Source organism: Mesorhizobium sp. WSM4840, assembly GCF_055811755.1.
In genome coordinates this window covers 71,578-92,957 of sequence record NZ_JBVVQD010000022.1, presented here as the reverse complement: position 1 = coordinate 92,957, position 21,380 = coordinate 71,578, and the positions used below count along the sequence as shown (strand labels likewise).

24 protein-coding genes are annotated in these 21,380 nt (G+C 62.8%); 15 read left to right on the top strand and 9 right to left on the bottom strand.

Annotated features, from left to right (window positions below; all coding sequences use genetic code 11):
- Positions 1-100: 100 nt before the first annotated feature.
- The 9 genes from AC0L3I_RS25775 to AC0L3I_RS25735 all read left to right on the top strand — a co-directional run bounded on the left by AC0L3I_RS25775 (position 101) and on the right by AC0L3I_RS25735 (position 6,749).
- Complete coding sequence (locus AC0L3I_RS25775) at positions 101-688, top strand: protein-S-isoprenylcysteine O-methyltransferase (protein WP_473487695.1); 588 nt, start codon at positions 101-103, stop codon at positions 686-688.
- 10 nt (positions 689-698) lie between these two features.
- Positions 699-1,478: a hypothetical protein gene (locus tag AC0L3I_RS25770; protein WP_473487680.1), complete on the top strand. Its 780-nt coding sequence runs from the start codon at positions 699-701 to the stop codon at positions 1,476-1,478.
- Positions 1,478-2,365 carry an SDR family NAD(P)-dependent oxidoreductase gene (locus AC0L3I_RS25765; RefSeq protein ID WP_473487694.1) on the top strand — a complete coding sequence of 296 codons (888 nt, stop codon included), beginning with the start codon at positions 1,478-1,480 and terminating at the stop codon, positions 2,363-2,365. The genes AC0L3I_RS25770 and AC0L3I_RS25765 overlap by 1 nt, the downstream gene beginning before the upstream one ends.
- 259 nt (positions 2,366-2,624) lie before the next feature.
- Complete coding sequence (locus tag AC0L3I_RS25760; RefSeq protein ID WP_473487679.1) at positions 2,625-3,809, top strand: cell wall hydrolase; 1,185 nt, start codon at positions 2,625-2,627, stop codon at positions 3,807-3,809.
- A gap of 242 nt (positions 3,810-4,051) precedes the next feature.
- Positions 4,052-4,450, top strand: a complete 399-nt coding sequence (locus tag AC0L3I_RS25755) for an AtpZ/AtpI family protein (RefSeq protein ID WP_023799399.1) — start codon at positions 4,052-4,054, stop codon at positions 4,448-4,450.
- A gap of 70 nt (positions 4,451-4,520) precedes the next feature.
- Entirely contained in the window at positions 4,521-5,279 is a 759-nt protein-coding gene (locus AC0L3I_RS25750; RefSeq protein ID WP_077381387.1) for a F0F1 ATP synthase subunit A, read from the top strand.
- Between the two features lie 83 nt (positions 5,280-5,362).
- Positions 5,363-5,587 carry a F0F1 ATP synthase subunit C gene (locus AC0L3I_RS25745; protein ID WP_023799397.1) on the top strand — a complete coding sequence of 75 codons (225 nt, stop codon included), beginning with the start codon at positions 5,363-5,365 and terminating at the stop codon, positions 5,585-5,587.
- A gap of 60 nt (positions 5,588-5,647) precedes the next feature.
- Positions 5,648-6,247, top strand: coding sequence for a F0F1 ATP synthase subunit B (locus AC0L3I_RS25740; RefSeq protein WP_473528688.1), 600 nt, complete (start codon positions 5,648-5,650; stop codon positions 6,245-6,247).
- Between the two features lie 10 nt (positions 6,248-6,257).
- Positions 6,258-6,749 carry a F0F1 ATP synthase subunit B gene (locus AC0L3I_RS25735; RefSeq protein ID WP_473528687.1) on the top strand — a complete coding sequence of 164 codons (492 nt, stop codon included), beginning with the start codon at positions 6,258-6,260 and terminating at the stop codon, positions 6,747-6,749.
- A 264-nt stretch (positions 6,750-7,013) separates the two neighbouring features.
- Here AC0L3I_RS25735 and AC0L3I_RS25730 read toward each other — a convergent pair whose 3' ends face one another.
- Positions 7,014-7,709 carry a ribonuclease HII gene (locus AC0L3I_RS25730; protein ID WP_473487676.1) on the bottom strand — a complete coding sequence of 232 codons (696 nt, stop codon included), beginning with the start codon at positions 7,707-7,709 and terminating at the stop codon, positions 7,014-7,016.
- A gap of 155 nt (positions 7,710-7,864) precedes the next feature.
- Entirely contained in the window at positions 7,865-9,019 is a 1,155-nt protein-coding gene (locus AC0L3I_RS25725; protein ID WP_473528686.1) for a PA0069 family radical SAM protein, read from the bottom strand.
- A gap of 151 nt (positions 9,020-9,170) precedes the next feature.
- On the opposite strand from AC0L3I_RS25725, the gene AC0L3I_RS25720 reads away from it, so the two are divergent.
- The 4 genes from AC0L3I_RS25720 to AC0L3I_RS25705 all read left to right on the top strand — a co-directional run bounded on the left by AC0L3I_RS25720 (position 9,171) and on the right by AC0L3I_RS25705 (position 13,054).
- Positions 9,171-9,677 carry a glycosyltransferase gene (locus AC0L3I_RS25720; RefSeq protein ID WP_473528685.1) on the top strand — a complete coding sequence of 169 codons (507 nt, stop codon included), beginning with the start codon at positions 9,171-9,173 and terminating at the stop codon, positions 9,675-9,677.
- A gap of 188 nt (positions 9,678-9,865) precedes the next feature.
- Positions 9,866-10,801 carry a cyclase family protein gene (locus AC0L3I_RS25715; RefSeq protein WP_473528684.1) on the top strand — a complete coding sequence of 312 codons (936 nt, stop codon included), beginning with the start codon at positions 9,866-9,868 and terminating at the stop codon, positions 10,799-10,801.
- A gap of 192 nt (positions 10,802-10,993) precedes the next feature.
- Positions 10,994-11,821, top strand: coding sequence for an MBL fold metallo-hydrolase (locus AC0L3I_RS25710; RefSeq protein ID WP_473528683.1), 828 nt, complete (start codon positions 10,994-10,996; stop codon positions 11,819-11,821).
- 258 nt (positions 11,822-12,079) lie between these two features.
- Complete coding sequence (locus AC0L3I_RS25705; protein WP_473487670.1) at positions 12,080-13,054, top strand: phytanoyl-CoA dioxygenase family protein; 975 nt, start codon at positions 12,080-12,082, stop codon at positions 13,052-13,054.
- A 47-nt stretch (positions 13,055-13,101) separates the two neighbouring features.
- Here the strand turns inward: AC0L3I_RS25705 and moaB are convergent, their stop codons facing one another.
- The 6 genes from moaB to AC0L3I_RS25675 form a co-directional block, all read right to left on the bottom strand.
- Complete coding sequence (gene moaB / locus AC0L3I_RS25700; protein WP_258119209.1) at positions 13,102-13,659, bottom strand: molybdenum cofactor biosynthesis protein B; 558 nt, start codon at positions 13,657-13,659, stop codon at positions 13,102-13,104.
- Positions 13,646-14,548: a 4-(cytidine 5'-diphospho)-2-C-methyl-D-erythritol kinase gene (locus tag AC0L3I_RS25695; protein ID WP_473528708.1), complete on the bottom strand. Its 903-nt coding sequence runs from the start codon at positions 14,546-14,548 to the stop codon at positions 13,646-13,648. The genes moaB and AC0L3I_RS25695 overlap by 14 nt, the downstream gene beginning before the upstream one ends.
- Before the next feature lie 25 nt (positions 14,549-14,573).
- Positions 14,574-14,759, bottom strand: coding sequence for a hypothetical protein (locus AC0L3I_RS25690; protein ID WP_077381693.1), 186 nt, complete (start codon positions 14,757-14,759; stop codon positions 14,574-14,576).
- An 81-nt stretch (positions 14,760-14,840) separates the two neighbouring features.
- Entirely contained in the window at positions 14,841-15,707 is an 867-nt protein-coding gene (locus AC0L3I_RS25685) for a S49 family peptidase (RefSeq protein ID WP_473487669.1), read from the bottom strand.
- An 84-nt stretch (positions 15,708-15,791) separates the two neighbouring features.
- Entirely contained in the window at positions 15,792-16,592 is an 801-nt protein-coding gene (locus AC0L3I_RS25680; RefSeq protein WP_473528682.1) for a tRNA1(Val) (adenine(37)-N6)-methyltransferase, read from the bottom strand.
- Positions 16,592-16,816: a putative signal transducing protein gene (locus AC0L3I_RS25675; RefSeq protein ID WP_023799382.1), complete on the bottom strand. Its 225-nt coding sequence runs from the start codon at positions 16,814-16,816 to the stop codon at positions 16,592-16,594. Before AC0L3I_RS25675 ends, AC0L3I_RS25680 begins: the two co-directional genes overlap by 1 nt.
- Positions 16,817-16,978: 162 nt before the next feature.
- On the opposite strand from AC0L3I_RS25675, the gene AC0L3I_RS25670 reads away from it, so the two are divergent.
- A complete protein-coding gene (locus tag AC0L3I_RS25670; RefSeq protein WP_473487667.1) occupies positions 16,979-17,995 on the top strand; it encodes a polyprenyl synthetase family protein in 1,017 nt (338 codons plus the stop codon).
- A 149-nt stretch (positions 17,996-18,144) separates the two neighbouring features.
- Here the strand turns inward: AC0L3I_RS25670 and AC0L3I_RS25665 are convergent, their stop codons facing one another.
- The gene (locus AC0L3I_RS25665) at positions 18,145-19,293 is read right to left on the bottom strand and encodes a helix-turn-helix transcriptional regulator (RefSeq protein ID WP_473528681.1); all 1,149 of its coding nucleotides are present in this window, start codon (positions 19,291-19,293) and stop codon (positions 18,145-18,147) included.
- A 298-nt stretch (positions 19,294-19,591) separates the two neighbouring features.
- Between AC0L3I_RS25665 and AC0L3I_RS25660 the strand changes: the two genes are divergently transcribed.
- Positions 19,592-21,367, top strand: coding sequence for a tetratricopeptide repeat protein (locus tag AC0L3I_RS25660; protein WP_473528707.1), 1,776 nt, complete (start codon positions 19,592-19,594; stop codon positions 21,365-21,367).
- The last annotated feature ends 13 nt before the right edge of the window (positions 21,368-21,380 follow it).

The following is a 21,380-nucleotide window of genomic DNA, read 5'->3' as shown; positions in this document are numbered from 1 at the left end:
CGCTCTGAATGTCTTCGGTCGACAGTTCGGACGCTGACATCGTTGCGACGGTTTATCGTAGTCCCAGATCGAGAAAAGGCTCCGGTGACCTGAAGTGACCATTTCTGTAGCTTCACTTGGCGAGATCATTTGGGTGATCGGCATCGTTGCCTGGTATGTGATCCGGTATCCCTTCGAGCGCCGGGCAAGGCGCGTGCGAATTGTAGCTGGCGGCCGCTCAAGTTCCGACACCGTCGGGCTTGCATCGGCTCTCCTTGGCCTGGCTATCCTGCCTGGCTTCTATGTCGCCACCGGCATCCCCGCAGCGGCTGACCATCCGGCCAGCGTGTGGTCGGTGGCGCTCGGAACCATCATCTTCTGCTCCGCGCTGTGGATTTTTCGCATGTCCCACAAGGAACTTGGCCGTAACTGGTCGATCACGCTCGAGATTCGCGAGCGGCATGAACTGGTCAGCGCCGGGCCATACGCCTTGGTCCGTCACCCGATGTACACCTCGTTTCTGCTTATGGGGCTCGGCCAGCTCTTTCTGCTGCCGAACTGGGTTGCGGGCATATCTGGTTTGATCGGATTCGCAGTGCTTTTCCTGCTGAGAGTGGATAAGGAAGAGCGTATGATGCTGGAGAATTTAGGCCCGCAATACCGCGCCTATATGGAAAGGACCAAGCGAATATTCCCTTATCTTTATTAGAGGTCGTTTGATGCGAGGCCGAGCCCTCAAGCTTTCGGCGCCCCGGCGCCTTGTTGGCGATCTGATGAGGTTTTCGATCGGCGTGCCACGCGTCGCGGTGCAGCGTCAGATGAACCTCGGCCCACTCGTAAGGGCTAGAATGGCGCAGCAGACCAGGCCCTCGTGGACTGCGATCTTCCTGAAAGGATATGCGCTTCTCGCCCTGGAGATGCCGGAGCTGCGGCGCGCCTATGTCAAGTTGCCCTGGCCGCAGCTTTACGAGTATCCGGCAAGCGTAGCCTCGATTGCCCACGAGCGCGAATATGACGGCGAGCCGGCCGTTCTGCTGAGCTGCATCAAGTGCCCGGAGCGCTACTCCATCACGGAACTTGAGGGGTCCATCCACGCGGCTCGATCACGGCCGATCCTGGAGGTCCCGGAGTTCCGGCGTGCCTTGCGGATGGCAGGTGCGCCTGCGCCAGTCAGGTGGCTGCTTATGTGGCTAGGGTTGAACATCGGCCGGCAAAGGGCAAATTACTTCGGTACCTTCCAACTGTCCGTCTATTCTGGTCTCGGTGCGGAATCACTCAACCCGCTGACACCACTGACCACGCTTCTAAACTACGGTCCGATCGAAAAAGACGGATCGGTGAATGTCCGCATCCACTACGATCACCGGGTCATGGATGGAGCGAACGTCGCACGAGCACTGGAGCGATTCGAAAAGATCCTGAACGGCACCGTCGCGAATGAAGTGGTGCTGCTCAGGCAAGGTGCTTCCGCTCCTGCAAGACGGAGTAACGCGACGTGATTTCGCACTATGAATTCCGGCCAGCCGTCGTCGTGATTGGCGGCTCGGGTGGAATTGGCCGGGCGATTGCGGGCGTCGCTGCACGGGAGCGCGGTGCGGTTGTGCTGGTTGCCCGCTCGCCCGAGGGTTTGGCCGCCGCGGCGTCTGAGGTTCGGGAGGCGGGCGGCGAGGCATTCACGCTCGAGCTGGATCTCGTGGCAGGCGATGCGCCAACGCGCCTGGAGGGCTTTCTGTCCGCACACGGCCTGGTCTGTGATGTCCTGGTCAACAGCGCCGGCTATGGCCTGCGGGGCGCGGCGACGGCGCTGCCCATTGATGGTCAACTCGGTATCATCGATCTCAACATACATTCCCTCACGGAACTGACCCTCCATTTTCTGCCGGGCATGGTGGCGCGCCGACGGGGCGGGGTGCTCAATCTCAGTTCCGTGGCCGGGTTCCTTCCTGGGCCTTATATGGCTCTGTACTTCGCTAGCAAAGGTTTCGTGCGCGTCTTCTCAGAGGCGCTTCACCAGGAATTGCGCCGAACCGGTGTGACGGTCACATGCGTGGCGCCAGGCCCGGTGTCGACGGAGTTTCTCGCAAGGTCAGGCGCCAATCAGACGGTGCTCTTCAACATCTTGCCCAAGGTGGGTCCGGAGTATGTGGCCGAACGGGCGTGGCGAGGGTTCAAATCCGGTCGTCGCCTCGTCGTGCCGGGAATCTCGGCCAAGTTGGCTGCCCTTGCGGCATCGCTCCTGCCTTCCGCAGCGCTGCTGCCCCTGGTCGGCCGGCTGCAACGCGGCGGCAATGATCAATGTCCTTGCGGTTCAGGTATGAAGTTCAAGAAATGCTGCGGTACCCGCCAGATCCAGCTGCGCCGGGGCCCTCGGGGAATTATCCCCTGACCGACCAGCACGCCACCGAAAAACCTCATTGAAGCAAGAGACCGCTCGCCGATGGCGGGCCGTAAAGCATGTTCGTGGCATAGAGGAGAATCCCTCCATCTCTGAACAGCGCTCTGCGGAGCGGTCATTGGGACGGTTGGAGCCGTTTCCAACAAAGCCTTTGAAATGATTGGCGCTGTCGAACTCCGTTAACGCCCCATCAAGGTTAATGCATCATCGTGCCTCTCCAGTGGGGTCCGTTGCGTTTCTGGAGAGTTCCGTGCATCGACGTGTTTTGAAGCGGCTTGTCGCTTTCGCCGGTGAGAAAAGACGTTCCTTTCTGTCTCCTCTGGTCGTTGGAATTGGCATCTGGGTCGGCTTTCCCAATGCCATTGCCTACCAGGACATGACGAGCCTGGTTTCCGGCCTCAAGGCGCCGAACGCCCGCTGGAACGCCTATGTCGAGAAATCCGTCGCCGGCTCGGTCCATGCCGCCGAAATGCCTTTCCTCGATTCCGACACCACCGGTTCGATCTCGGGTTCCGGCGTCCGGTTGCCCGGCATCGGCGCCGTGTCGTTTCGCGGCAAGGGCAGCGTGGCCAGCACGACGCCCGACGAGGACCGCATCATGCGCGCCGACAAGAAGGGCCGCATCATCATCGTCTCGCCGGTCGCGCCGCCGAAGAACTTCAATGCCGGCTCGGTGTTTGAGCGCTCCTCCTCGCTGCTTCGCCCGAGCATGGACAGTGGCCTGAAAATGGCTTTCGCCAAGCCCGAGATCAAAGGCAAGGAGATCCAGATTGCCGCCGCGTTTCATAGGCGCGTCGACAAGAAGCCGGATCCCGGCGTGCCGGCCATGCTGGCCGCACTGGTCAACAACGATCGCCCCGACGTCCTGGCGACGGCCTACGCAGCGGCCGCGCCCGACTATGCCCAGGCTTCGCCCTTCGAGGCCTTGCTTCAGGACGAGAAGCCGAATGATGGCCGCTTCATTCCGCCGGTGGCCAAGGGCGATCATTCGTGGATGCAAACTCCGCTGCCGGCGAGCGTATTCTCCAAAGCGGAACAGACTTGCCTCGCCAACGGCATCTATTTCGAGGCGCGGGGTGAAACGGTGCGCGGCCAGGCCGCCGTCGCCCAGGTCATCCTCAATCGCGTTCGCAATCCGGCCTATCCGAACTCAATCTGCGGCGTCGTCTATCAGAACGACAAATGGTTCAACCGTTGCCAGTTTTCCTTCGCTTGCGACGGCAGGAAGAAGCGCATCCAGAGTCCCGCCCACTACAAGACCGCGCAGGACATCGCCATGGCGGTCACTGCCGGCAAGATCTTCATCCCGGAAGTCGGATCGTCGACCCATTACTACGCCAACTACGTCAACCCGGGTTGGGCGCGGACGATGAAAAAAATGACCAGGATCGGCCTGCACATCTTCTATCGCACCTATGGCGGCGGCTGGAGCTGAGCGCTCCGGCAAGGCCCCGGGCGCGGCCGATCGAAGACCCGTCGCCGCAGGGATTCGGCCGCGGCACGCCAGCGGCGGTAGCGGGCACGATGTCGCACCCTGGCAAGCCATTGATATGAATGGAGAAAATACTTAAGGCGGAAGTCCCGCCCGTGGCTTGACGGGCGCGGACCCTCTAACTATGTTGCCGGCGACTTAAGAGCGGACGGACGGTGACGATCTGAACGGGCAAGGGGGTTGCGATGGCCGACAAGAATGGGCCAGACGGAACCGGAGAAACCGGCCGCGGCAAACAGCGTCAAGCCGACATCCGCGACGACGATCTTGAGCGCCGCCGGCGCGACCTTGAAGCATCGCTTGCGACAAGGCGGCCGGACCGGCTCGAGGGGAAAGACGACGCGAAAGCGGGCAGTGCGGCCGGATATGGCCAGGCGCTCAAGCTATCCAGCGAGTTCATCGCCGGGATAGTGGTTGGTGCTGGTCTTGGCTGGATCATCGACCGTGTGGCGGGGACATCGCCATGGGGTCTGATCGTTTTTTTGCTGCTCGGTTTTGGCGCCGGCGTGCTCAATGTCCTGCGCTCCGCGGGACTTATGGCGGAATTCGGACAGGGCGACAAAGCCCGCGATCCGAAAGAATGACTTGAGGCGCCGCTTGCCGGCGCAGTGAACAGGACACTAAAGCCGCGCGCGGCTTTGATGGGGATTTAAAGTGGCTGCTGACAAGGTCGATCCGATCCACCAGTTCCATATCAACAAGCTGATTCCGATCGAGATCGGCGGCTACGACCTGTCGTTCACCAATTCTGCACTCTTCATGGTCGCGACCGTCGCCGTTGCCTCGGCGTTTCTCTATCTCAGCACCTCGAGCCGCAGCCTCGTTCCTAGCCGTCTTCAGTCGGTCTCGGAAATGGCCTACGAATTCGTCGGCAACATGCTGAGGGACGCAGCCGGAACCCAAGGCATGAAGTTCTTTCCCTTGGTATTTTCGCTGTTCATGTTCGTGCTCGTTGCCAATCTGCTCGGTCTTTTTCCATATTTCTTCACCGTCACAAGCCATATCATCGTCACCTTCGGCCTTGCCGCGCTGGTGATCGGAACCGTCGTCGTCTACGGCTTCATGAAGCATGGCCTTGGTTTCCTGAAACTGTTCGTGCCGCATGGCGTGCCGGTTTACCTGCTGCCGCTGGTGGTGCTGATCGAGGTGATTTCCTTCGTTTCGCGCCCGGTCAGCCTCTCGGTTCGTCTGTTCGCCAACATGCTGGCCGGCCACATCACGCTGAAGGTGTTCTCGGGCTTCGTGGTGAGCTTGAGCGCGCTTGGCACGCTCGGCATTGCCGGATCGGTCCTGCCGCTGGCGATGGCTGTGGCGCTGACGGCGCTGGAACTGCTGGTCGCCTTCCTGCAGGCCTACGTCTTTGCCGTGCTGACCTGCATGTATCTGAACGACGCCCTGCATCCCGGGCACTGACCCAGGTTGACCCAAGAGTTTCCGGCCTTGCTGCCGGGATAGAAAATCGCAACGGAATTTTTAGATCCAAAGGAGTTGAACACATGGAAGCAGAAGCAGCAAAGTTCATCGGCGCCGGCATCGCATGCCTCGGCATGGGTGGCGCCGGTATTGGCCTTGGCAACATCTTCGGCAGCTATCTGGCGGGCGCATTGCGTAATCCGTCGGCCGCGGATGGCCAGTTCGGCCGCCTGATCTTCGGCTTCGCCGTGACTGAAGCGCTGGGCATCTTCTCCCTGCTCATCGCGCTTCTGGCCCTGTTCGGCTAACATTGGGAATTGGACGGGCCGGCCGCAATCAGCGGCAGGCCTGACATCAGGGGATAGTCCATGTTCGTGACATCTGCCTTTGCGCAAGAGTCCGCGCCCGCTGTCGAAGGCGGCCATACCGGCACGGAAGGCGATACGCATTCCGGCACCGGTGTGCCTGCCGAGGCGCACGGCGTGTTCCCGCCATTCGATCCGGCGACATTCCCGTCGCAGCTTGTGTGGCTGGCGATCACCTTCGGGCTGTTCTACCTGTTCCTGAAGAAGGTGGTGATGCCGCGTGTTGGCGGCATCATCGATGTCCGCAACGACCGCATCACCCAGGATCTCGATCATGCCGCCAGGCTGAAGGGCGAGGCCGATGCCGCCGTTGCCGCCTATGAGCAGGAACTGGCGGAGGCCAAGATCAAGGCCAATGCGATCGGCCAGCAGGCCAACGATGCCGCCAAGGCGGAAGCCGAGGCCGCCCGCAAGAAGGTCGAGGCTGCGCTCGACCAGAAGCTTGGCGAAGCCGAGGCTCGCATTTCGTCCATCAAGGCCAATGCCATGAAGGAAGTCGGCACGATCGCCGAGGACACTGCTTCGGCAATCGTCGAGGCGCTTGTCGGCGGCAAGGCCAGCAAGGCCGAGATCGCGGCAGCCGTCAAATCCGTGGCCCGGTGAGGAGCGCATTATGGACGCCACATCACTCGCGACGCTTTGGGCCACTGTTGCCCTCGTCATTTTTCTGGCCATTGCCGTCTACGTCAAGGTGCCTAAGCTGATCGCCAAGGCGCTTGACGCCCGCGCCGACAAGATCAGCAACGAGCTTGAAGAAGCGCGCCGGCTGCGCGAGGAGGCCCAGCAATTGCTCGGCCAATACCAGCGCAAGCGCAAGGAAGCCGAGCAGGAGGCCGCCGCCATCGTCGCCGCCGCCAAGCGCGAGGCCGACATGCTGGCTGCCGAGGCGCACAAGAAGACCGAGGATTATGTCGCCCGGCGCACCGCACTTGCCGAACAGAAGATCGGTCAGGCCGAGCGCGAGGCGATCAGCGAGGTGCGCGCCAGCGCCGTCGATATCGCCGTCGAAGCCGCACGCACGCTGCTCGCCGGCAAGATTGACGCAAAGGCGGGCGCCGACCTGTTCAAGGCCTCGCTTCAGGATGTGAAGTCCAAGCTGAATTAAGCGACTTCATCAGGAAGTCATCGAAGCCGCCCGGGAAACCTGGCGGCTTTTTTTGTTAGGCGAAAGCGCCTGAGCGGTAATCTCCCCCCTTGAGGGGGAGATGTCGCCGAAGGCGACAGAGGGGGTCGCCTCGGCTGGCGCGACGCGATATCGGATAATACGTCGAATGAGAGAGGAGGTTGGCGCTTCACGCGCTGCTACCCCCTCTGGCCTGCCGGCCATCTCCCCCTCAAGGGGGGAGAAAGCGCGACGATGGACCATCGCTTAATCCAGACCCGAAAAACTCTCTTCGTCCTGCACCTCGGTTCCGCCAAGCCGGAACGGTGCGAAGGACGCGCGGTGCAGCCGCGCCACCGGTCCATGCACCTCGATCGCGGCACGGTGGCGGACCGTGGCGTAGCCCATATGGAGTTCGAAACCGTAATGCGCGTGATGGCCGCCGCAGCCGCACATCATGCGGTCGCGCATCACCTTGGCGACGATCGACGCGGCGGCGATCGACTGCGAGCGCTGGTCGCCCTTGATCAGCGCTCTGCCTTCGCATGGCAGTCCGGGCGGCACGTCGCGTCCGTCGACCAGGGCCAGCTTTGGCTGCACCGAGAGCCCGACCAAAGCGCGACGCATCGCCTCGAGGCTTGCCCTGAGAATATTGCTGCCATCGATGCCTTCCGCGCCGACCGAAGCCATCGACACGCCAAGAGCGGAGCCGAGGATTTTCAGGAACAGCGCCTCGCGCTGCAGATGGCTGAGGCGCTTGGAATCGTCGAGGCCGTCGGGAATGTTGGCGGGATCGAGCACCACCGCTGCCGCCACGACCGGCCCGGCGAGCGGGCCACGGCCTGCCTCGTCCATTCCCGCCACCGGCCATAGGCCTTCGGCCATCGCCTTCGCCTCGAAAGAGAAATCGGGTCTCTCAACGATTTCGAAGAGAAGCGGAGAATCAGAACGCGCGCGAGCCATGTTGCGGCGAGGTTCGCATCGGCTCCGATTCTCCGCAAGCCCCTCCGGGTCGGGTGAGGCACCGGACCCGGAGGGCACCGTCTGCAAGCCCGGGGACAAGGACAGGCCGGACGGGATTTTTCATGTGCCGCCGGCAGCGGCGGCACACGATGTCTTCACAGCAGCATCAGTTGCTCGGTTGCCTTGGCCGCCGCAACGAACTGGTCGGTCCTGAGCGACCGCCGCTCGGCGTTAAGGCCAAGCCGTTTGGCGGCGATCTCGAAGCGCCGGCCGATCTGCCAGGCATAGGGGCCGGCGCCTTTCATGCGCTTGCCCCAATCCGAATCGTAATCCTTGCCGTCACGCATCGAGCGGATCAGTGACATGACGTGACGGTAGCGGTCCGGATAATGGCGCAGCAGCCAATCCTTGAAGATCGGCGCGACCTCCAGCGGCAGGCGCAGCACGACATAGCCGGCCTCGCGCGCTCCTGCTGCACGTGCCGAATCGAGGATGCGTTCCATCTCCTGATCGGTCAGGCCGGGGATGATCGGAGCGACCATGACCGAGGCCGGAATGCCGGCGTCCGAAAGCTGCCTGATCGCCTCCAGCCGCTTGGTCGGCGTCGACGCGCGGGGCTCCATCGTTCTGGCCAGCATCCGGTCAAGCGTCGTCACCGACAGCGCCACCTTGGCCAGCCCGCGTTCGGCCATGCGCGACAGGATGTCGATGTCGCGCGTCACCAGCGCGGACTTGGTGACGATGCCGACCGGGTGGCCGCGCGCCTCCAGCACTTCGAGGATCTCGCGCATGATCCGGTACTGCTTCTCGATCGGCTGGTAGGGATCGGTGTTGGTGCCGATGGCGATGGTGCGCGGCTGGTAGCCGTCCTTCGACAGTTCCTTGTCGAGTAGCCGCGCCGCATCCGGCTTGGCGAACAGCCTCGATTCGAAATCCAGCCCCGGCGACAGGCCCATGAAGCTGTGCGTCGGCCGCGCGAAGCAATAGACGCAGCCATGCTCACAGCCGCGGTAGGGGTTGATCGAGCGGTCGAAGGAAATGTCGGGCGATTCGTTACGGGTGATGATGGTGCGCGGCTTTTCGACCTGCACCTCGGTCTTGAAAGGCGGCAGCTCCTCCAGCGAGTTCCAGCCATCATCGAACACATGCCGGCTGACCGGTTCGAACCGGCCGGACGGGTTGATGCCGGCGGACCGGCCGCGATTGCGGTCTGGACGGATTCGGACGCCACTCTGCTCGATCATTGCATTGGCCATCTCGGCCCTTCCAGCCCCGAAGGCGGCAATGTCGGCACGTACGATCTGTTCCATTTTTGCCCTCTCCCAGGGACTGTCGGCTGGCTGTCGAATCGCTCTGTTCATGAAAATAATCCTATTTTATCCACCAGAACAAATCAAGAACATTTTTGCCATGCTACGCAAAAACTGGCACTGCGCCCCGCATTCCGCTATTCGGCTAACGATGCTTAGCGTTCTCATCCAGACCCTGAATGACGAAGAGAGACTTGCCCGCACGCTTGCCTCGCTGATTGGCGGCGCGGTCGAGGGCGTGGTGCGCGATGTCATCGTCTGCGACACCGGCTCGACCGACCAGACGTACCGCGTTGCCGAACATGCCGGCTGCCTTTATGTGGCGAGCGGCGGCATTGCCGCCGGCATCAGGCAGGCCAAGGGCGACTGGCTGCTGCTGCTGGAGCCGGGGGCGCGGTTGGCGGAAGGCTGGATCGACGAAGTCGTCGCCCACACGGCCCGGCAAACCATGCCGGCGCGGTTTTCGCGGGCGCGCGGCAGTCGCGTGCCGTTCCTGTCGCGGGTGTTTTCGGGAAACCGGGCTCTGGCCGAAGGGCTGGTGATCAGCAAGCGTCAGGCCGCGGCCTTATCGAAAAACGCCCGCAGCGCCGAAGCCATCGCGCGCGGCCTTTCGACCAAGAGGCTCGACGCCGAAATCTGGGTGGCGCCGGCGAAGTGACGGTCGTCACTCTCCCCATAGCGGGCGAGGGAACGTCGCGTCCTTCGTTAGGGTGAGGCGGCGCGCAAGCCGTGGGCGGAAAGCGGCATGATGGAATCCGCATTGGCGCGATACTCTTGGGAGGAATGCATATGCTTGTCGTCCTGCGGGAAACTCGCGATACTCAGCAATATTCGGGGAGATTGCAGATGAATGTATCTAAATTCGTTCGTATCGCCTCGCTGGCAGCCGCTTGGTCAGTGCCGGCGATCGCGGTGGCGCAGGAATCGTCGCTTTGGTCGGTTTATGAGAACACGCTCAAATCGGCCAAGTACATCGATCTGACCCACGCCTTCGAGCCGGTGCAGCCCGTATGGCCGGGCTTCGCCAATGCCAAATTCAAACCGGCTGTCGCCGGGAAGGACATCGAGGGCTACGTCAAGGCCGGCGAAGAGTTCACCTATGACAAGCATGGGTTCGTCGGGAGCGCCTACGAATTGTCGACGGACCAATATGGCACGCAGCTCGATCCGCCCTCCCACTGGAACCCACTCGGTGCAACGATCAGCGACCTGCCGGCCACTTATGCCGTGCGGCCGCTCGTCGTGATCGACATCAGCGGCAAGGTGCAGACCGACGAAGGCTATCACCTCCAGGTCGCCGACATCGAAGAATGGGAAAAGGAGCACGGCCGCATACCGGAGGGTTCGGTCGTCTTCGTGCGTTCGGATTGGTACAAGAAATGGTCCGATGCCGCCCGCTTCAACCAGAAGCCGTTTCCAGGCGTCAGTTTGGACGCGCTGAAGTTCCTGCATCTGGAGCGGAAGATTCTGTTTCATGGTCATGAGCCGCTCGACACCGACACCACGCCCAATCTCGAGGGCGAACATTGGCTGCTTCACAACAATTTCACGCAGGCAGAAGGTGTTGCAAACCTCGACAAGGTGCCTGAGGCTGGGGCGTTGGTTACAATCGGCTTTGCCAAGCCGCTTGGCGGGTCAGGCGGATATGCGCGTTACATCGCTATTGCACCCGCCGATTGGACAGAGGGCGTTTCGGTCACCGAAGCGCCTGGTGCCCCGCTTTTCCGGCAAAAGGCGCCGCTCAAGCGCGACGAGAACGGCGTCTTCCGTCCGACGCCCTGATCGTTGACGATATCATCGGGGCGGCAGGGCCGTGGCGCGTCCCATTCGACGCGATTTGTCGCGTAAGTCGGGACAAAAGGTTCAGACGACCAGCCCGTCCGGCGCTCGCGAAAACGTGACTGTCCCGATGATAGCCATCACAATTGCTGGCGCTATCGTGGCATGAGCGCCGATCCTGCCAGGGAGGCAGTCATGCTCCGCCTATCTGCCGCCGTTCTGCTGAGCCTGGCTTTCTGGCCGTTCGCCGCGTCGGCCCAGGAAGAGCCGCCGCCGTCGAGATGCGTTGCGATCGCCGAAGCGCTGCCGTCGGCCACCTATGCCAGCTTCACAGCGCCAAAGGCGCAGACGCCTCCGCTGGCCGAGGCTTTCGTCGACGGCGACGTTACGATCACCTATGCCGGCCATTCGACCTACATCATCGAGACGCCCGCCGGCGTCAGGATCGCCACCGACTTTTCCGGCGTTTACGGCGCTGACCCGCTGCCGCGCGTGGTGACCATGAACAAGGCGCACCGCACCCATTATTCGGACCATCCGGATCCCGCCATTGAGTATGTGCTGCGCGGCTGGAATCCGGACGGCGGTCCGGCGCGGCACGCCCTTGTCGTGGACGATGTCTACATCCGCAACGTGCCGACGGATATCCGCAATGGCGGCGACCTCGGCAAGGACGGCAATTCCATCTTCATTTTCGAAGTGGCGGGGCTCTGCATCGGCCATCTCGGCCATCTGCACCACCGGCTGGAAGACGCGCATTACGGCGCCATCGGCCGGCTCGACATCCTTATGGTGCCTATCGACGGCGGCATGACGCTGTCGCTCGACCGGATGACCGAAATCACCGCGCGGCTCTATTCCTCGATGATCCTGCCGATGCATCGCCATGCGACTCCGATCAGCGAATTCACAGGTAGGATGGGCGACGATTTCGCAGTGGAATTCCTGTCCGGCCAGTCGCTGACGGTTTCGCTGAAGACCCTGCCAGACCGGCCGACGATCGTCATTCTCGACGGGGTTTGAATCGCTTCGTCGCGATCTTCTCCACCGTGCGCAACCTCTTCGTTCCACCTCGCTCGAAACACTCGCTGTCGCGAAATCAACGAGCCTTAATGCTCCGTCAAGCTTGCCGGAAAGTTTGCGACAGCTCCTTTCATTGTGCATTGCACAAAATCTAACCGGGGCTTACCATTCCTTTGATGCGGGCGGATGGGTTTGGGTAACGCCTGAGCGGTGAGCGGCCGACGCTTCGTCGACGCGCCCTTATAGCTGAGGATCCTGATGACCCTTTCAAGTCCTGACCAATCCGGTGCTGCAAGCCTCGAGTCGATCGCCCGAAACGGCAGCCTGCTGCGCCGCATTGCGGTGCGGATTCCGACCTATCTGTCGGACCTTCGCGAAAATCCGGCATGGCTGCCGATGTTTATGCTGGCGCGCACCATGCCGGCGCGGCGGTTGCATTGGCGTGGCGCAAAACCGGTTCGACCCACACAAAAAGACCAGGAGACGATGTTCGCTGGCGTCGATCGTGACGCGGTGGTCGGCGCGCTCCGCTCGGACGGCCTCTTTTCCGGGCTTGCCCTGCCGTCGTCGATCCACGAGGAAATCGCCAGCTTTGCGCAGCGCACGCCTTGCTTCGGCAATTTCGACCGTCGCCTGGAGTTCCTGCCGGCCGAACATGCCGAGGCCGAGAAGCACTTCGGCCGTCCCTTGCTCAGCGGCCATTTTTTCGAGCGGGTTCTCGACTGCAACGCTGCGCTTACGGTACAGCGCGACCCGCTGCTTCTCGACATCGCAGCCCATTATCTCGGCAGCCAGGCGAAGCTGATCACCACGCGCGTCTGGTGGAGCTTTCCGACGAGCTCCGTCTCCGACGCCGAGAAGAACCTGGCGTCGCTTGGCAAATACCACTTCGATCTCGACGATTGGCGGATGCTGAAATTCTTCTTCTATCTCAATCCGGTCGATGCCGAGACCGGTCCGCATGTCTATGTTCGCGGCAGCCATAATCGCCGCATCCTCAAGCATCAGATGACGCTTCTTGTCGGCCACCCCGCGGAAGAGGTTCTGAGTGTCTACGGCGCGCAGAGCCCGATTATGCTGACCGGCGAGGCAGGTTTGGGCTTTGTCGAGGATCCCTTCGGCTTCCACATGGGCACCGTGCCGACGCGCAAACCGCGGCTGATGATGGAAGTCGGCTTCGGCGTTTCGCCGCCCTCGCGTCGGCGGTTCCACGGCGAGCCGGTTATTCGCTGATTTTTGGCGCTGATTTTTGGCCCGAAACAGCCTTTTGGGAACCTGGCCTAACTTGTCTTGGTGCCGCCGCGCCGCAGATGCTCGTCCAGGCGCGGCATGATCTCGACGAAGTTGCAGGGCATGTGCCGGTAGTCGAGCTGCGGCTTCAGAATGCCGTCCCAGGCGTCCTTGCAGGCGCCGGGCGAACCCGGCAGCACGAAAACGAAGGTCGCGTTGACGACGCCGCCGGTCGCCCGGCTCTGGATCGTCGAAGTGCCGATCTTGTCATAGGAAATGCGGTGGAACACTTCGGAAAAGCCGTCCATGCGCTTTTCGAAGATCGGCTCCAGCGCCTCCGGCGTCACATCGCGGCCGGTAAAGCCGGTGCCGCCGGTGGTGATGACGACATCGATCGCGTCGTCCCTCGACCAGCCCAGAACCTTGTCTCGGATTTTTTCGCGGTCGTCGGTGACGATGTCGCGGGCGGCCAGGATATGGCCGGCCTCCACGATGCGGTCGGCCAGCGTTTCGCCGGATTTATCGTCGGCGAGGCTGCGCGTATCGGAAACGGCCAGCACCGCGATGCGCACGGGAATGAAGGAGCGGCTCTCGTCAATCCTGGCCATGCGTGTCAGCCTCCGATGTCATGCTTCGCGTCGCGGCGACGAACCAGTCGGGATGGCGGCTGCGGATATCGACGGCCGCGCGCTTGGCGACATTGCCGGCCTCGAACAGCCCGAAGCAGGTTGCGCCGGAACCGGACATCCGGGCGAACCCCGCTCCGGACTTGTTGAGCACCGACAGCGCCTTGCCGACGGCGGGTTGGATCGCCCGCGCCGCGGGCTCGAGATCGTTGCGGGTGATCTCCAGCCAATTGCGGATGCTGTGGAAGTCGAGGTCGCGCGGCAGCGGCGGCAGTCCCTCATTGTCGCGATCAGAAAGCGCATTGAACACCTCGGCCGTGGAGATGGCAGTGCCGGGATTGACGAGAACCAGCCCGATCGCGGGAAAGCCCGGCACGACCGACAGTTCGTCACCGACGCCGCGCGCGATCAGCGGCTTTGCCATAAGGCACATGGGAACGTCGGCGCCCAGCGAGAGGCCGACTCGCGCCAGGTCGGCATCGCCGAGGTCCAGCCTCCATATCTCAACCAGCCCGCGTAGCGCCGTTGCGGCGTCGCTCGACCCGCCGCCGACGCCGGATGCGACCGGCAGGTTTTTTTCGAGCCTGATGGCGACCGGCGGTGTGTGCCGCTGACCGGCCTGCTCTCGCAGCGCGTCGCGCGCTTTAACGACCAGATTGCTGTCGTCGAGCGGGACTGCGGAGGCATATCGGCCCGAGACGGAAAACCCGTCGCTGTCGGCAAGCTCGATGTCAACCCGGTCGCCGAAGCGCGTGAACACCGCCAGGCTCTCGATCGTGTGATAGCCGTCGGCGCGCCTGCCGGTGACGTGCAGCGCGAGATTTAACTTGGCATGCGCATGCAATGCCCGGACCCCATTGCCGGAAGCCACTGTCTCAGTCACGAGGGGGATGATGTCAGTCCTTGGCCAGGCGGTATTCGCCGGTCTTCGGGTCTCTGACCAGCGTGCCCATTGTGCCGTTGGTAGCCTGCTTTTCGGTGCGCCGTATCTTGGCCGTCACGCGCTCGGCTTCCCTGACGAAGGAGCGATAGCCGAAATAGGCGAGCAGGCCGACTGCGATAAAGAAAATGATCTGTGGCATGTCAAACTCCTCCCTCGCAAGGCCGACTGCGGCGCCGGTCGGGCCGGTCAAGCTTTTAAGTTAAACGCTTTCGCCGGTTTTTCAAAGCCCGAAGCGCGCCCATAGCGCGCGCTCTTCCGCCGCATCGATCACGCCGCTTGCGGCAGCAGCGGCGATCTCGGGCGCCGAAAAGCCGCCTCTGCTTGAGCCGAACCAACCGAAGCGGCCGAACAGGCCGCGCGGCGCCGTGATCAGCTTGAGCTGGGTTTTTGGCCCGAAACGGGCCCTCAGCACGCTGCGCATATCGCCAAGCGCATCGACAAGGCCGAGCTCCAGTCCCTTCTTGCCGGTCCAGAACAGGCCGGTGAACAGGTCCGGGTCGTCCTTGAGCTTGGCCCCGCGCCGGTCCTTGACGAGGTCGATGAAGGTCTCGTGGACCTCGAGCTGCAGCGCCTTCAGCCGCTCGATATCTTCCTTCTTCTCTGGCTTGAACGGATCGAGCACCGCCTTGTTCTGGCCGGCCGTGTGGACGCGGCGCTCGACGCCGATCTTCTTCAACAACTCGGGAAAGCCGAACGAGGCCGACACCACGCCGATCGAGCCGACGATAGACGACGGATCGGCAACGATCTCGTCGCCGGCGACCGCGATCATGTAGCCGCCCGACGCCGCCACGTCCTCGACGAAGACCAGTACCTTTTTGTTCTTCTCGGTCGCCAGGTCGCGGATGCGTCTGAAGATCAGCCGCGACTGCACCGGCGAGCCGCCCGGCGAATTGATCGAGATGGCGACCACGGGCGCATCGAAGGAAAACGCCTTCTCGATAGGGCCGGCAGTGGATGCGAGCGACAGGCTAGGCCGGAACTGGCCGCCGCCGGGCATGATCGTGCCGTGCAGCCGGATGACGGGAATGACGACGATGTCGGAACGCCAGGATTTCGGCAGCAGGCGGTTCAGGAAGCGTTTCACGGGGTCTCCGCTCGATTGGCTTGAAGGCATGTAGGGATTCGCCGGCCAACGGCAATGCCGCGCCGCCGGCCGGTAGAAAAAGGCTCAGTCGCCGAACAGCGAAGCCAGCCCGTTGTTGATCATCTCGGTCCGCTCGGTTGGGCCGTCGCCCGATTGTGCATGCAGCATCAGCGGCGGGCGGATCGACAGTTTTCCGCGTGCGCCGAGTATTGCCCTGACGACAATGCGGATCGCCGCTGCCTCGGGGCGAGGGTGGACGGCCAGCATCTCGGCGTCGCCGAAGCGGCCTGATATCGCATCGAGGATGGCGCCGAGCTGATCGGGCCTGGCAATCACGGCAAGACCGCAGCGCGGCCTGACCACAGCAGCCGCGCTTCGGATCCAGCTGTCGAACAGCCCGTCCTCCATCACATGCGCCGCCTTCCTGAGCGGGTCGGGCGTGGCGCGATCCTCGGCCGCGTTGAAGGGCGGGTTCATGATGACGAAATCAAAGGAATTGTCGGCAAGCCCAGTGGCGGTTCGCGCCCGGCCCGACAGCGCGACGTCGGCGGCGAGCACCGAGGCGCGGTCGTTGAGATGCGCATTACCGGGGTGGGCAAGCGTCGTTGCGGCGAAGGCCGCCATTTCCGGAGACCGTTCGATGAGCACGGCCTCGGCATCAGGACAGCGCGACAGCACGGCCAGGCCTGCGGCGCCAGCACCGGCGCCGAAATCGGCAAGGCGCCCGGCGAAGGAGGACGGCACGGCAGCCGCCAGCATCATGGCGTCCATGCCGGCGCGATGGCCTGCCTGTTTAGGCTGCACCAGCCAGAACCGCCCGCGATGGAAAGCATCGACGGTATGGGCCGGCGTGTCCTGGACCAGGGTGGCGCGCGCCGCGGACATTACTTCTGGCGCATCTCGTTGGCGATGCCGGCATCCGTCAGGATGCGCCGCGCCGCATCGGCCTGGTCGGCTTCGACCATGATGCGCCTGGGCAAGATGCCGATCGAACCGTCGAGCACGCTCATGTTCTGGTCGGCGACGAAACAGCCGATGCCGGCATCGCGCATCAGCGATTCGACAAAGGAGATGATCACGGCGTCGTTGGTGCGGATAAGCTCTATCATAGGAAGAAACTCGCAGGTTGCAGCGTCTATGTAAACGTGGGTGGCTTCCGTCGCCACCTCGACCGCGCCAAATCGCCTCTTGCCGTGCCTGTGGGTAGCGCCCTAGAGTTTGCGGCGGTATCGGGGTGCCGTCGTGCGCGTGACATAAGACGGGAGTTTGTCGTGGGTGTCGTTCTCAACATCGAAAACGGGAAGCGGGAAGCCGCCTCCATTAAGGATCTCATCGACCTGACTTCGGCCGATATGGGGCGTGTCAACAAATTGATCCTGTCGAAGGCCGGTTCCGACGTCGAGATGATCCCGGAGATTGCCAACCACCTGATCTCTTCGGGTGGCAAACGGCTGAGGCCGATGCTGACGCTCGCCTCAGCGCAGATGTTCGGCTATTCCGGCGACGGCCATGTCAAGCTCGCCACATCAGTCGAGTTCATGCACACCGCCACGCTCCTCCACGACGATGTCGTCGACGAGAGCGGCATGCGGCGCGGCAAGAAGACCGCCCGCATGATCTGGGGCAACCAGGCGAGCGTGCTGGTCGGCGATTTCCTGCTCGGCCAGGCTTTCCGCATGATGGTCGATGTCGGTTCGCTGGAAGCGCTCGACATCCTGTCCAGCGCCGCCTCGATCATTGCCGAGGGCGAGGTGATGCAGCTCGCCGCCGCCAAGAACCTCGAAACCACAGAGGATGAGCATTTCGCGGTGATCAAGGCCAAGACCGCGGCCCTGTTCTCGGCCGCCGCCGAGGTCGGTCCGGTTATCGCCCAGGCGACGCGAAACGATCGCGCGGCGCTGCGCTCCTATGGCATGAATCTCGGCCTTGCCTTCCAGCTGATCGACGATGCGCTGGATTATGGCGGCACCAGCAAGGATCTGGGCAAGAATGTCGGCGACGACTTCCGCGAAGGCAAGGTGACGCTGCCGGTGATCCTCGCCTACCGGCGCGGCACCAAGGCCGAGCGCATCTTCTGGAAGCGCGCCATTGAGGACAATGTCACCGACGACGCCGGGCTGGAAAAGGCGATCGGATTGATGACCCGTCACGGCGCGATCGCCGACACGATCGGGCGCGCCGGCCATTTCGGCGAGATCGCCCGCGACGCGCTGGCGCCGCTCGAAGCGACACCGCAGAAATCGGCGCTGATCGACGTCATCGATTTCTGCATCAGCCGGGTGAACTGAAAGACATCGCCGGCGGCCGGCACCGCGCCGGCCCGCGATTTTGGTCTTCCCGGAATTGCGGCGGTGAAATCATGCACGTTCCGCAGCAGCATGGTTAGCAAGTAGGGCAGGGCTCTGTGACGGTCAGCGCGCCCGGCAAACTGTCGAGGTCATGAAAATGACCACGCGCTCTTCAGCAGCGCCACGAGCTCGCTCTGACGGCTGGTTTCGGTTTTCCGAAAAATTCGCTCGAGATAGGTGCGGGCCGATTTGACGGCGATGCCGATTTCCATGGCCGCCTCCTGCACCGAAAGGCCCGAGGCAAGCTCGACGGCGAGCCGGGCTTCTGCCGGCGTCAGGTCGAACAGGCCTGAAAGGATACTGGGCGATGGAACAGTCGCGCCGATGCCGACCACGGTTGCGGCAACGAGAATGTCCGCGCCCGAAAAAATATCATGCGCGGCGCGGCGCAGCGGCAACAGGTGAACGACCAGCGCGGACCGCCCCTTGATGGCAGCGACGGGGATGGACCGCACGACGCGGTTATCCCGGTTCTGCGCGATCGCCTGCTGGAACAGCGCGTTTGCAGTTTGATCGGCAATCGCGATGCCGCCATGGGCTGTGGGAAGGAAGACGTCGGCCATGTCTTCGAAAAGCGGATTGGCCGTCAGCACACGGCCCGATCCACTCATGCCCGATCCATTCATGATTGCGGCCGGCAGCCCGATTTCCCGGAGAATGGATACGGCGGTCCTGGCCCGTTCCAGGCCCAGGCGCCCGGCGACAAGGCTCGCCCGTGCGAGGTGCGGACGCAGTCCGTTCAACAGTCCGATTGCGGCCTGGTCATAACTCCCGTCCTTCAGCCAGCGCTGGAAGACAAAAAGGACAAGCTCGCGGCCAGGCATGGGGATGGCTGTGCACAGATGCGGCCCGATGCCAAACGCGGTGGCACTTTTGCGAACGGGATCGCACTCGATCTCCTCGCAGATGATGAAATTATCGACCCACACAAAGGTTGCCGGCTGCGCGGCGCACATGCGCTTCACGCTCTCGGAGAACCGCCAAGTATCCCCCTTCATGAACGCGTCGAGCAAGGGCTGGACATGCGTTTCGGTGATGGCGCGGACCGGCGAATGATCGCTGACTACAAAGATCGCGCCGTTTGCCGAGCGGGAGATCGCGCTTGCCGCCGCCAATACCTCCGGCCACAGCTCGGCCGCGAACGCCGCTTCGTAGATTCGATCGACAATGGCGAAGGCCTGCTGGTCCTGCGGCATTTCCAGCATCGGCATCTTCCTGGGCGAAGCAACGGCATCCATCTGCACAGTTCCACGCATCATTCCGCTGCGTAAACTTTCGCCGCCCGTCGCTTACGGATCGCTTACGGCATCGCGGCGCCGGTGCTGCAGCAGGACAGGCCGGCGGCGCGTCAGGCCGGCAAAGCGCGGTCGACGGTCGCAGTTGGGCGCATTTTCGCGTGGTTTTTGATAGCATGACCCGATTGTGAATTCGGGCCGGGTTGAAGCGTGACCCCAAAAAGGCCATGCTTTACCTGGAAAAGATCGAGTCTACGGCGATCCCGCTGACGCGGGCATGGCTTTGACTGAAAGGGATACGATGCGGCAAGGATGTGCGCGCTGGCTGACAGGGCTGGCAGTTGTGACGGGCATGGCGATCTCCGGTCTGCCCGCCTATGCCAAAGAGACCACCGAGCCGGTCAATATCATGTCGTTCTCGGGGGCCTATCTTGCCGCGCGGGTCGCCGAAGGCGACAATGATCTCGACAGCGCCATCGCCTACTACAAGCAGGCGCTCGCCTTCGCTCCCGGTGATACCTCGTTGCAGCAAAGCCTGATGCTGTCGCTGATCGCGCAAGGGCGCTTCGAAGAATCCCTGGTCTATGCAGACAAGCTCAAGACGGTTCCCGACGTCGAGCGGTTCTCGCGCCTGGCGCTGGCCGTCGGCTCCTTTCACAAGAAGGACTTTTCCAAGGCCGAATACTGGCTCAAGCTTTCGCTCGAATCCGATCTCGACCGGCTGATCTCCGGCGTCATGACCGGCTGGGCCAAGCAGGGCGCCGGCGACCCCGGCGAGGCCATGGCCTCGATCGACAGGCTGCAGGGCCCGGACTGGTTCGGCCTCTTCAAATCCTTCCATCGCGCGCTTATCGCCGATGCCTCGGGCCTGCCCGAAAAGGCGGATGCGATTTACGCCGCGACCTTGCAGGACACCGCGACCGGCGCCGCCGCGCCCGAAACCTGGATGCGCAATGCGCAGGCCTATGCCTCCTTCCTTGCCCGCAAGGGCGACAATGACAAGGCGCTGTCCGTGCTCGATCAGGCCGAGGCATTTGCCCCCGGCAAGGTCGAGATATCAGCGCTTCGCGACAAGATCACCAAGGGCGAGAAGGTCGAACCCTTCGTTGTAGGCCCGTCCGACGGCGCCTCGGAAATTCTGCTCGATCTCGCCACCGCGCTCAATCGCGGTGGCGGCGAGCCGTTCGTTCGCCTCTATCTGCAATATGCCCTGGCACTGCGGGCCGACAGCGACGCGGCCCTTGTCCAACTCGCCGCCGTTTCCGAGCAGTTGAAGGACGGCGAGGGCGCCATCGCCTTCTATCGCCGCATCCCGGCCAGTTCGCCACTGAAGGCGCTTTCGGAACTGCAGCTCGGCCTCAACCTTGCCGATCTCGACCGCTATGACGAGGCCATCGCCCATCTGAAGGCCCTCGTCCAAGCGCATCCCGACGACATGCGTGCCTATCAGGCGCTCGGTGGCGTCTATGCCTCAAAGGAGGATTTCCGCTCCGCGGCTGGTCTCTATGACAATGCGGTAGCGATGCTGAAGTCCCCGACCCGCGCTGACTGGAATATTTTCTACCAGCGCGGCATCGCCTATGAGCGGCTGAAGGAGTGGCCCAAGGCCGAGCCGAATTTTCGCAAGGCGCTGGAATTGTTCCCCGACCAGCCGCAGGTTCTGAACTATCTCGGCTATTCCTGGGTGGACATGAACGTCAACCTCGAGGAAGGCCTTCAGATGATCCAGAAGGCCGTCGACCTCAGGCCGAGCGACGGCTACATCGTCGATTCGCTGGGCTGGGCCTATTTCCGCATGGGCAGGTTTGAAGACGCTGTGCGCGAAATGGAGCGCGCCGTGTCGCTGAAGCCGGAAGATCCGGTGCTGAACGATCACCTCGGCGATGCCTATTGGCGCGTCGGCCGCAGGCTGGAAGCCACCTTCCAGTGGAACCAGGCCCGCGACCTGAAGCCGGATCCCGACGTGCTCGCCGCCTTGCAGCAGAAACTGCTAAAGGGCCTGCCGCCGATCGAATCCAACACAGCGCAGGAAACCCCGAAGGTCAAGCCCGAGCCGGCGCCCGCGCCGAAGGGCTGAATACTCTGAATTC

What these genes read in the sequence shown, in the direction of transcription:
- AC0L3I_RS25770 (WP_473487680.1), top strand. Translation starts at nt 699, where the DNA reads ATGCGAGGCCGAGCCCTCAAGCTTTCGGCGCCCCGGCGCCTTGTTGGC.
- AC0L3I_RS25755 (WP_023799399.1), top strand. Translation starts at nt 4,052, where the DNA reads ATGGCCGACAAGAATGGGCCAGACGGAACCGGAGAAACCGGCCGCGGC.
- AC0L3I_RS25745 (WP_023799397.1), top strand. Translation starts at nt 5,363, where the DNA reads ATGGAAGCAGAAGCAGCAAAGTTCATCGGCGCCGGCATCGCATGCCTC.
- AC0L3I_RS25740 (WP_473528688.1), top strand. Translation starts at nt 5,648, where the DNA reads ATGTTCGTGACATCTGCCTTTGCGCAAGAGTCCGCGCCCGCTGTCGAA.
- AC0L3I_RS25735 (WP_473528687.1), top strand. Translation starts at nt 6,258, where the DNA reads ATGGACGCCACATCACTCGCGACGCTTTGGGCCACTGTTGCCCTCGTC.
- AC0L3I_RS25730 (WP_473487676.1), bottom strand. Translation starts at nt 7,709, where the DNA reads ATGGCTCGCGCGCGTTCTGATTCTCCGCTTCTCTTCGAAATCGTTGAG.
- AC0L3I_RS25725 (WP_473528686.1), bottom strand. Translation starts at nt 9,019, where the DNA reads ATGGAACAGATCGTACGTGCCGACATTGCCGCCTTCGGGGCTGGAAGG.
- AC0L3I_RS25720 (WP_473528685.1), top strand. Translation starts at nt 9,171, where the DNA reads ATGCTTAGCGTTCTCATCCAGACCCTGAATGACGAAGAGAGACTTGCC.
- AC0L3I_RS25715 (WP_473528684.1), top strand. Translation starts at nt 9,866, where the DNA reads ATGAATGTATCTAAATTCGTTCGTATCGCCTCGCTGGCAGCCGCTTGG.
- AC0L3I_RS25710 (WP_473528683.1), top strand. Translation starts at nt 10,994, where the DNA reads ATGCTCCGCCTATCTGCCGCCGTTCTGCTGAGCCTGGCTTTCTGGCCG.
- AC0L3I_RS25705 (WP_473487670.1), top strand. Translation starts at nt 12,080, where the DNA reads ATGACCCTTTCAAGTCCTGACCAATCCGGTGCTGCAAGCCTCGAGTCG.
- moaB (WP_258119209.1), bottom strand. Translation starts at nt 13,659, where the DNA reads ATGGCCAGGATTGACGAGAGCCGCTCCTTCATTCCCGTGCGCATCGCG.
- AC0L3I_RS25690 (WP_077381693.1), bottom strand. Translation starts at nt 14,759, where the DNA reads ATGCCACAGATCATTTTCTTTATCGCAGTCGGCCTGCTCGCCTATTTC.
- AC0L3I_RS25680 (WP_473528682.1), bottom strand. Translation starts at nt 16,592, where the DNA reads ATGTCCGCGGCGCGCGCCACCCTGGTCCAGGACACGCCGGCCCATACC.
- AC0L3I_RS25675 (WP_023799382.1), bottom strand. Translation starts at nt 16,816, where the DNA reads ATGATAGAGCTTATCCGCACCAACGACGCCGTGATCATCTCCTTTGTC.
- AC0L3I_RS25665 (WP_473528681.1), bottom strand. Translation starts at nt 19,293, where the DNA reads ATGGATGCCGTTGCTTCGCCCAGGAAGATGCCGATGCTGGAAATGCCG.
- AC0L3I_RS25660 (WP_473528707.1), top strand. Translation starts at nt 19,592, where the DNA reads ATGCGGCAAGGATGTGCGCGCTGGCTGACAGGGCTGGCAGTTGTGACG.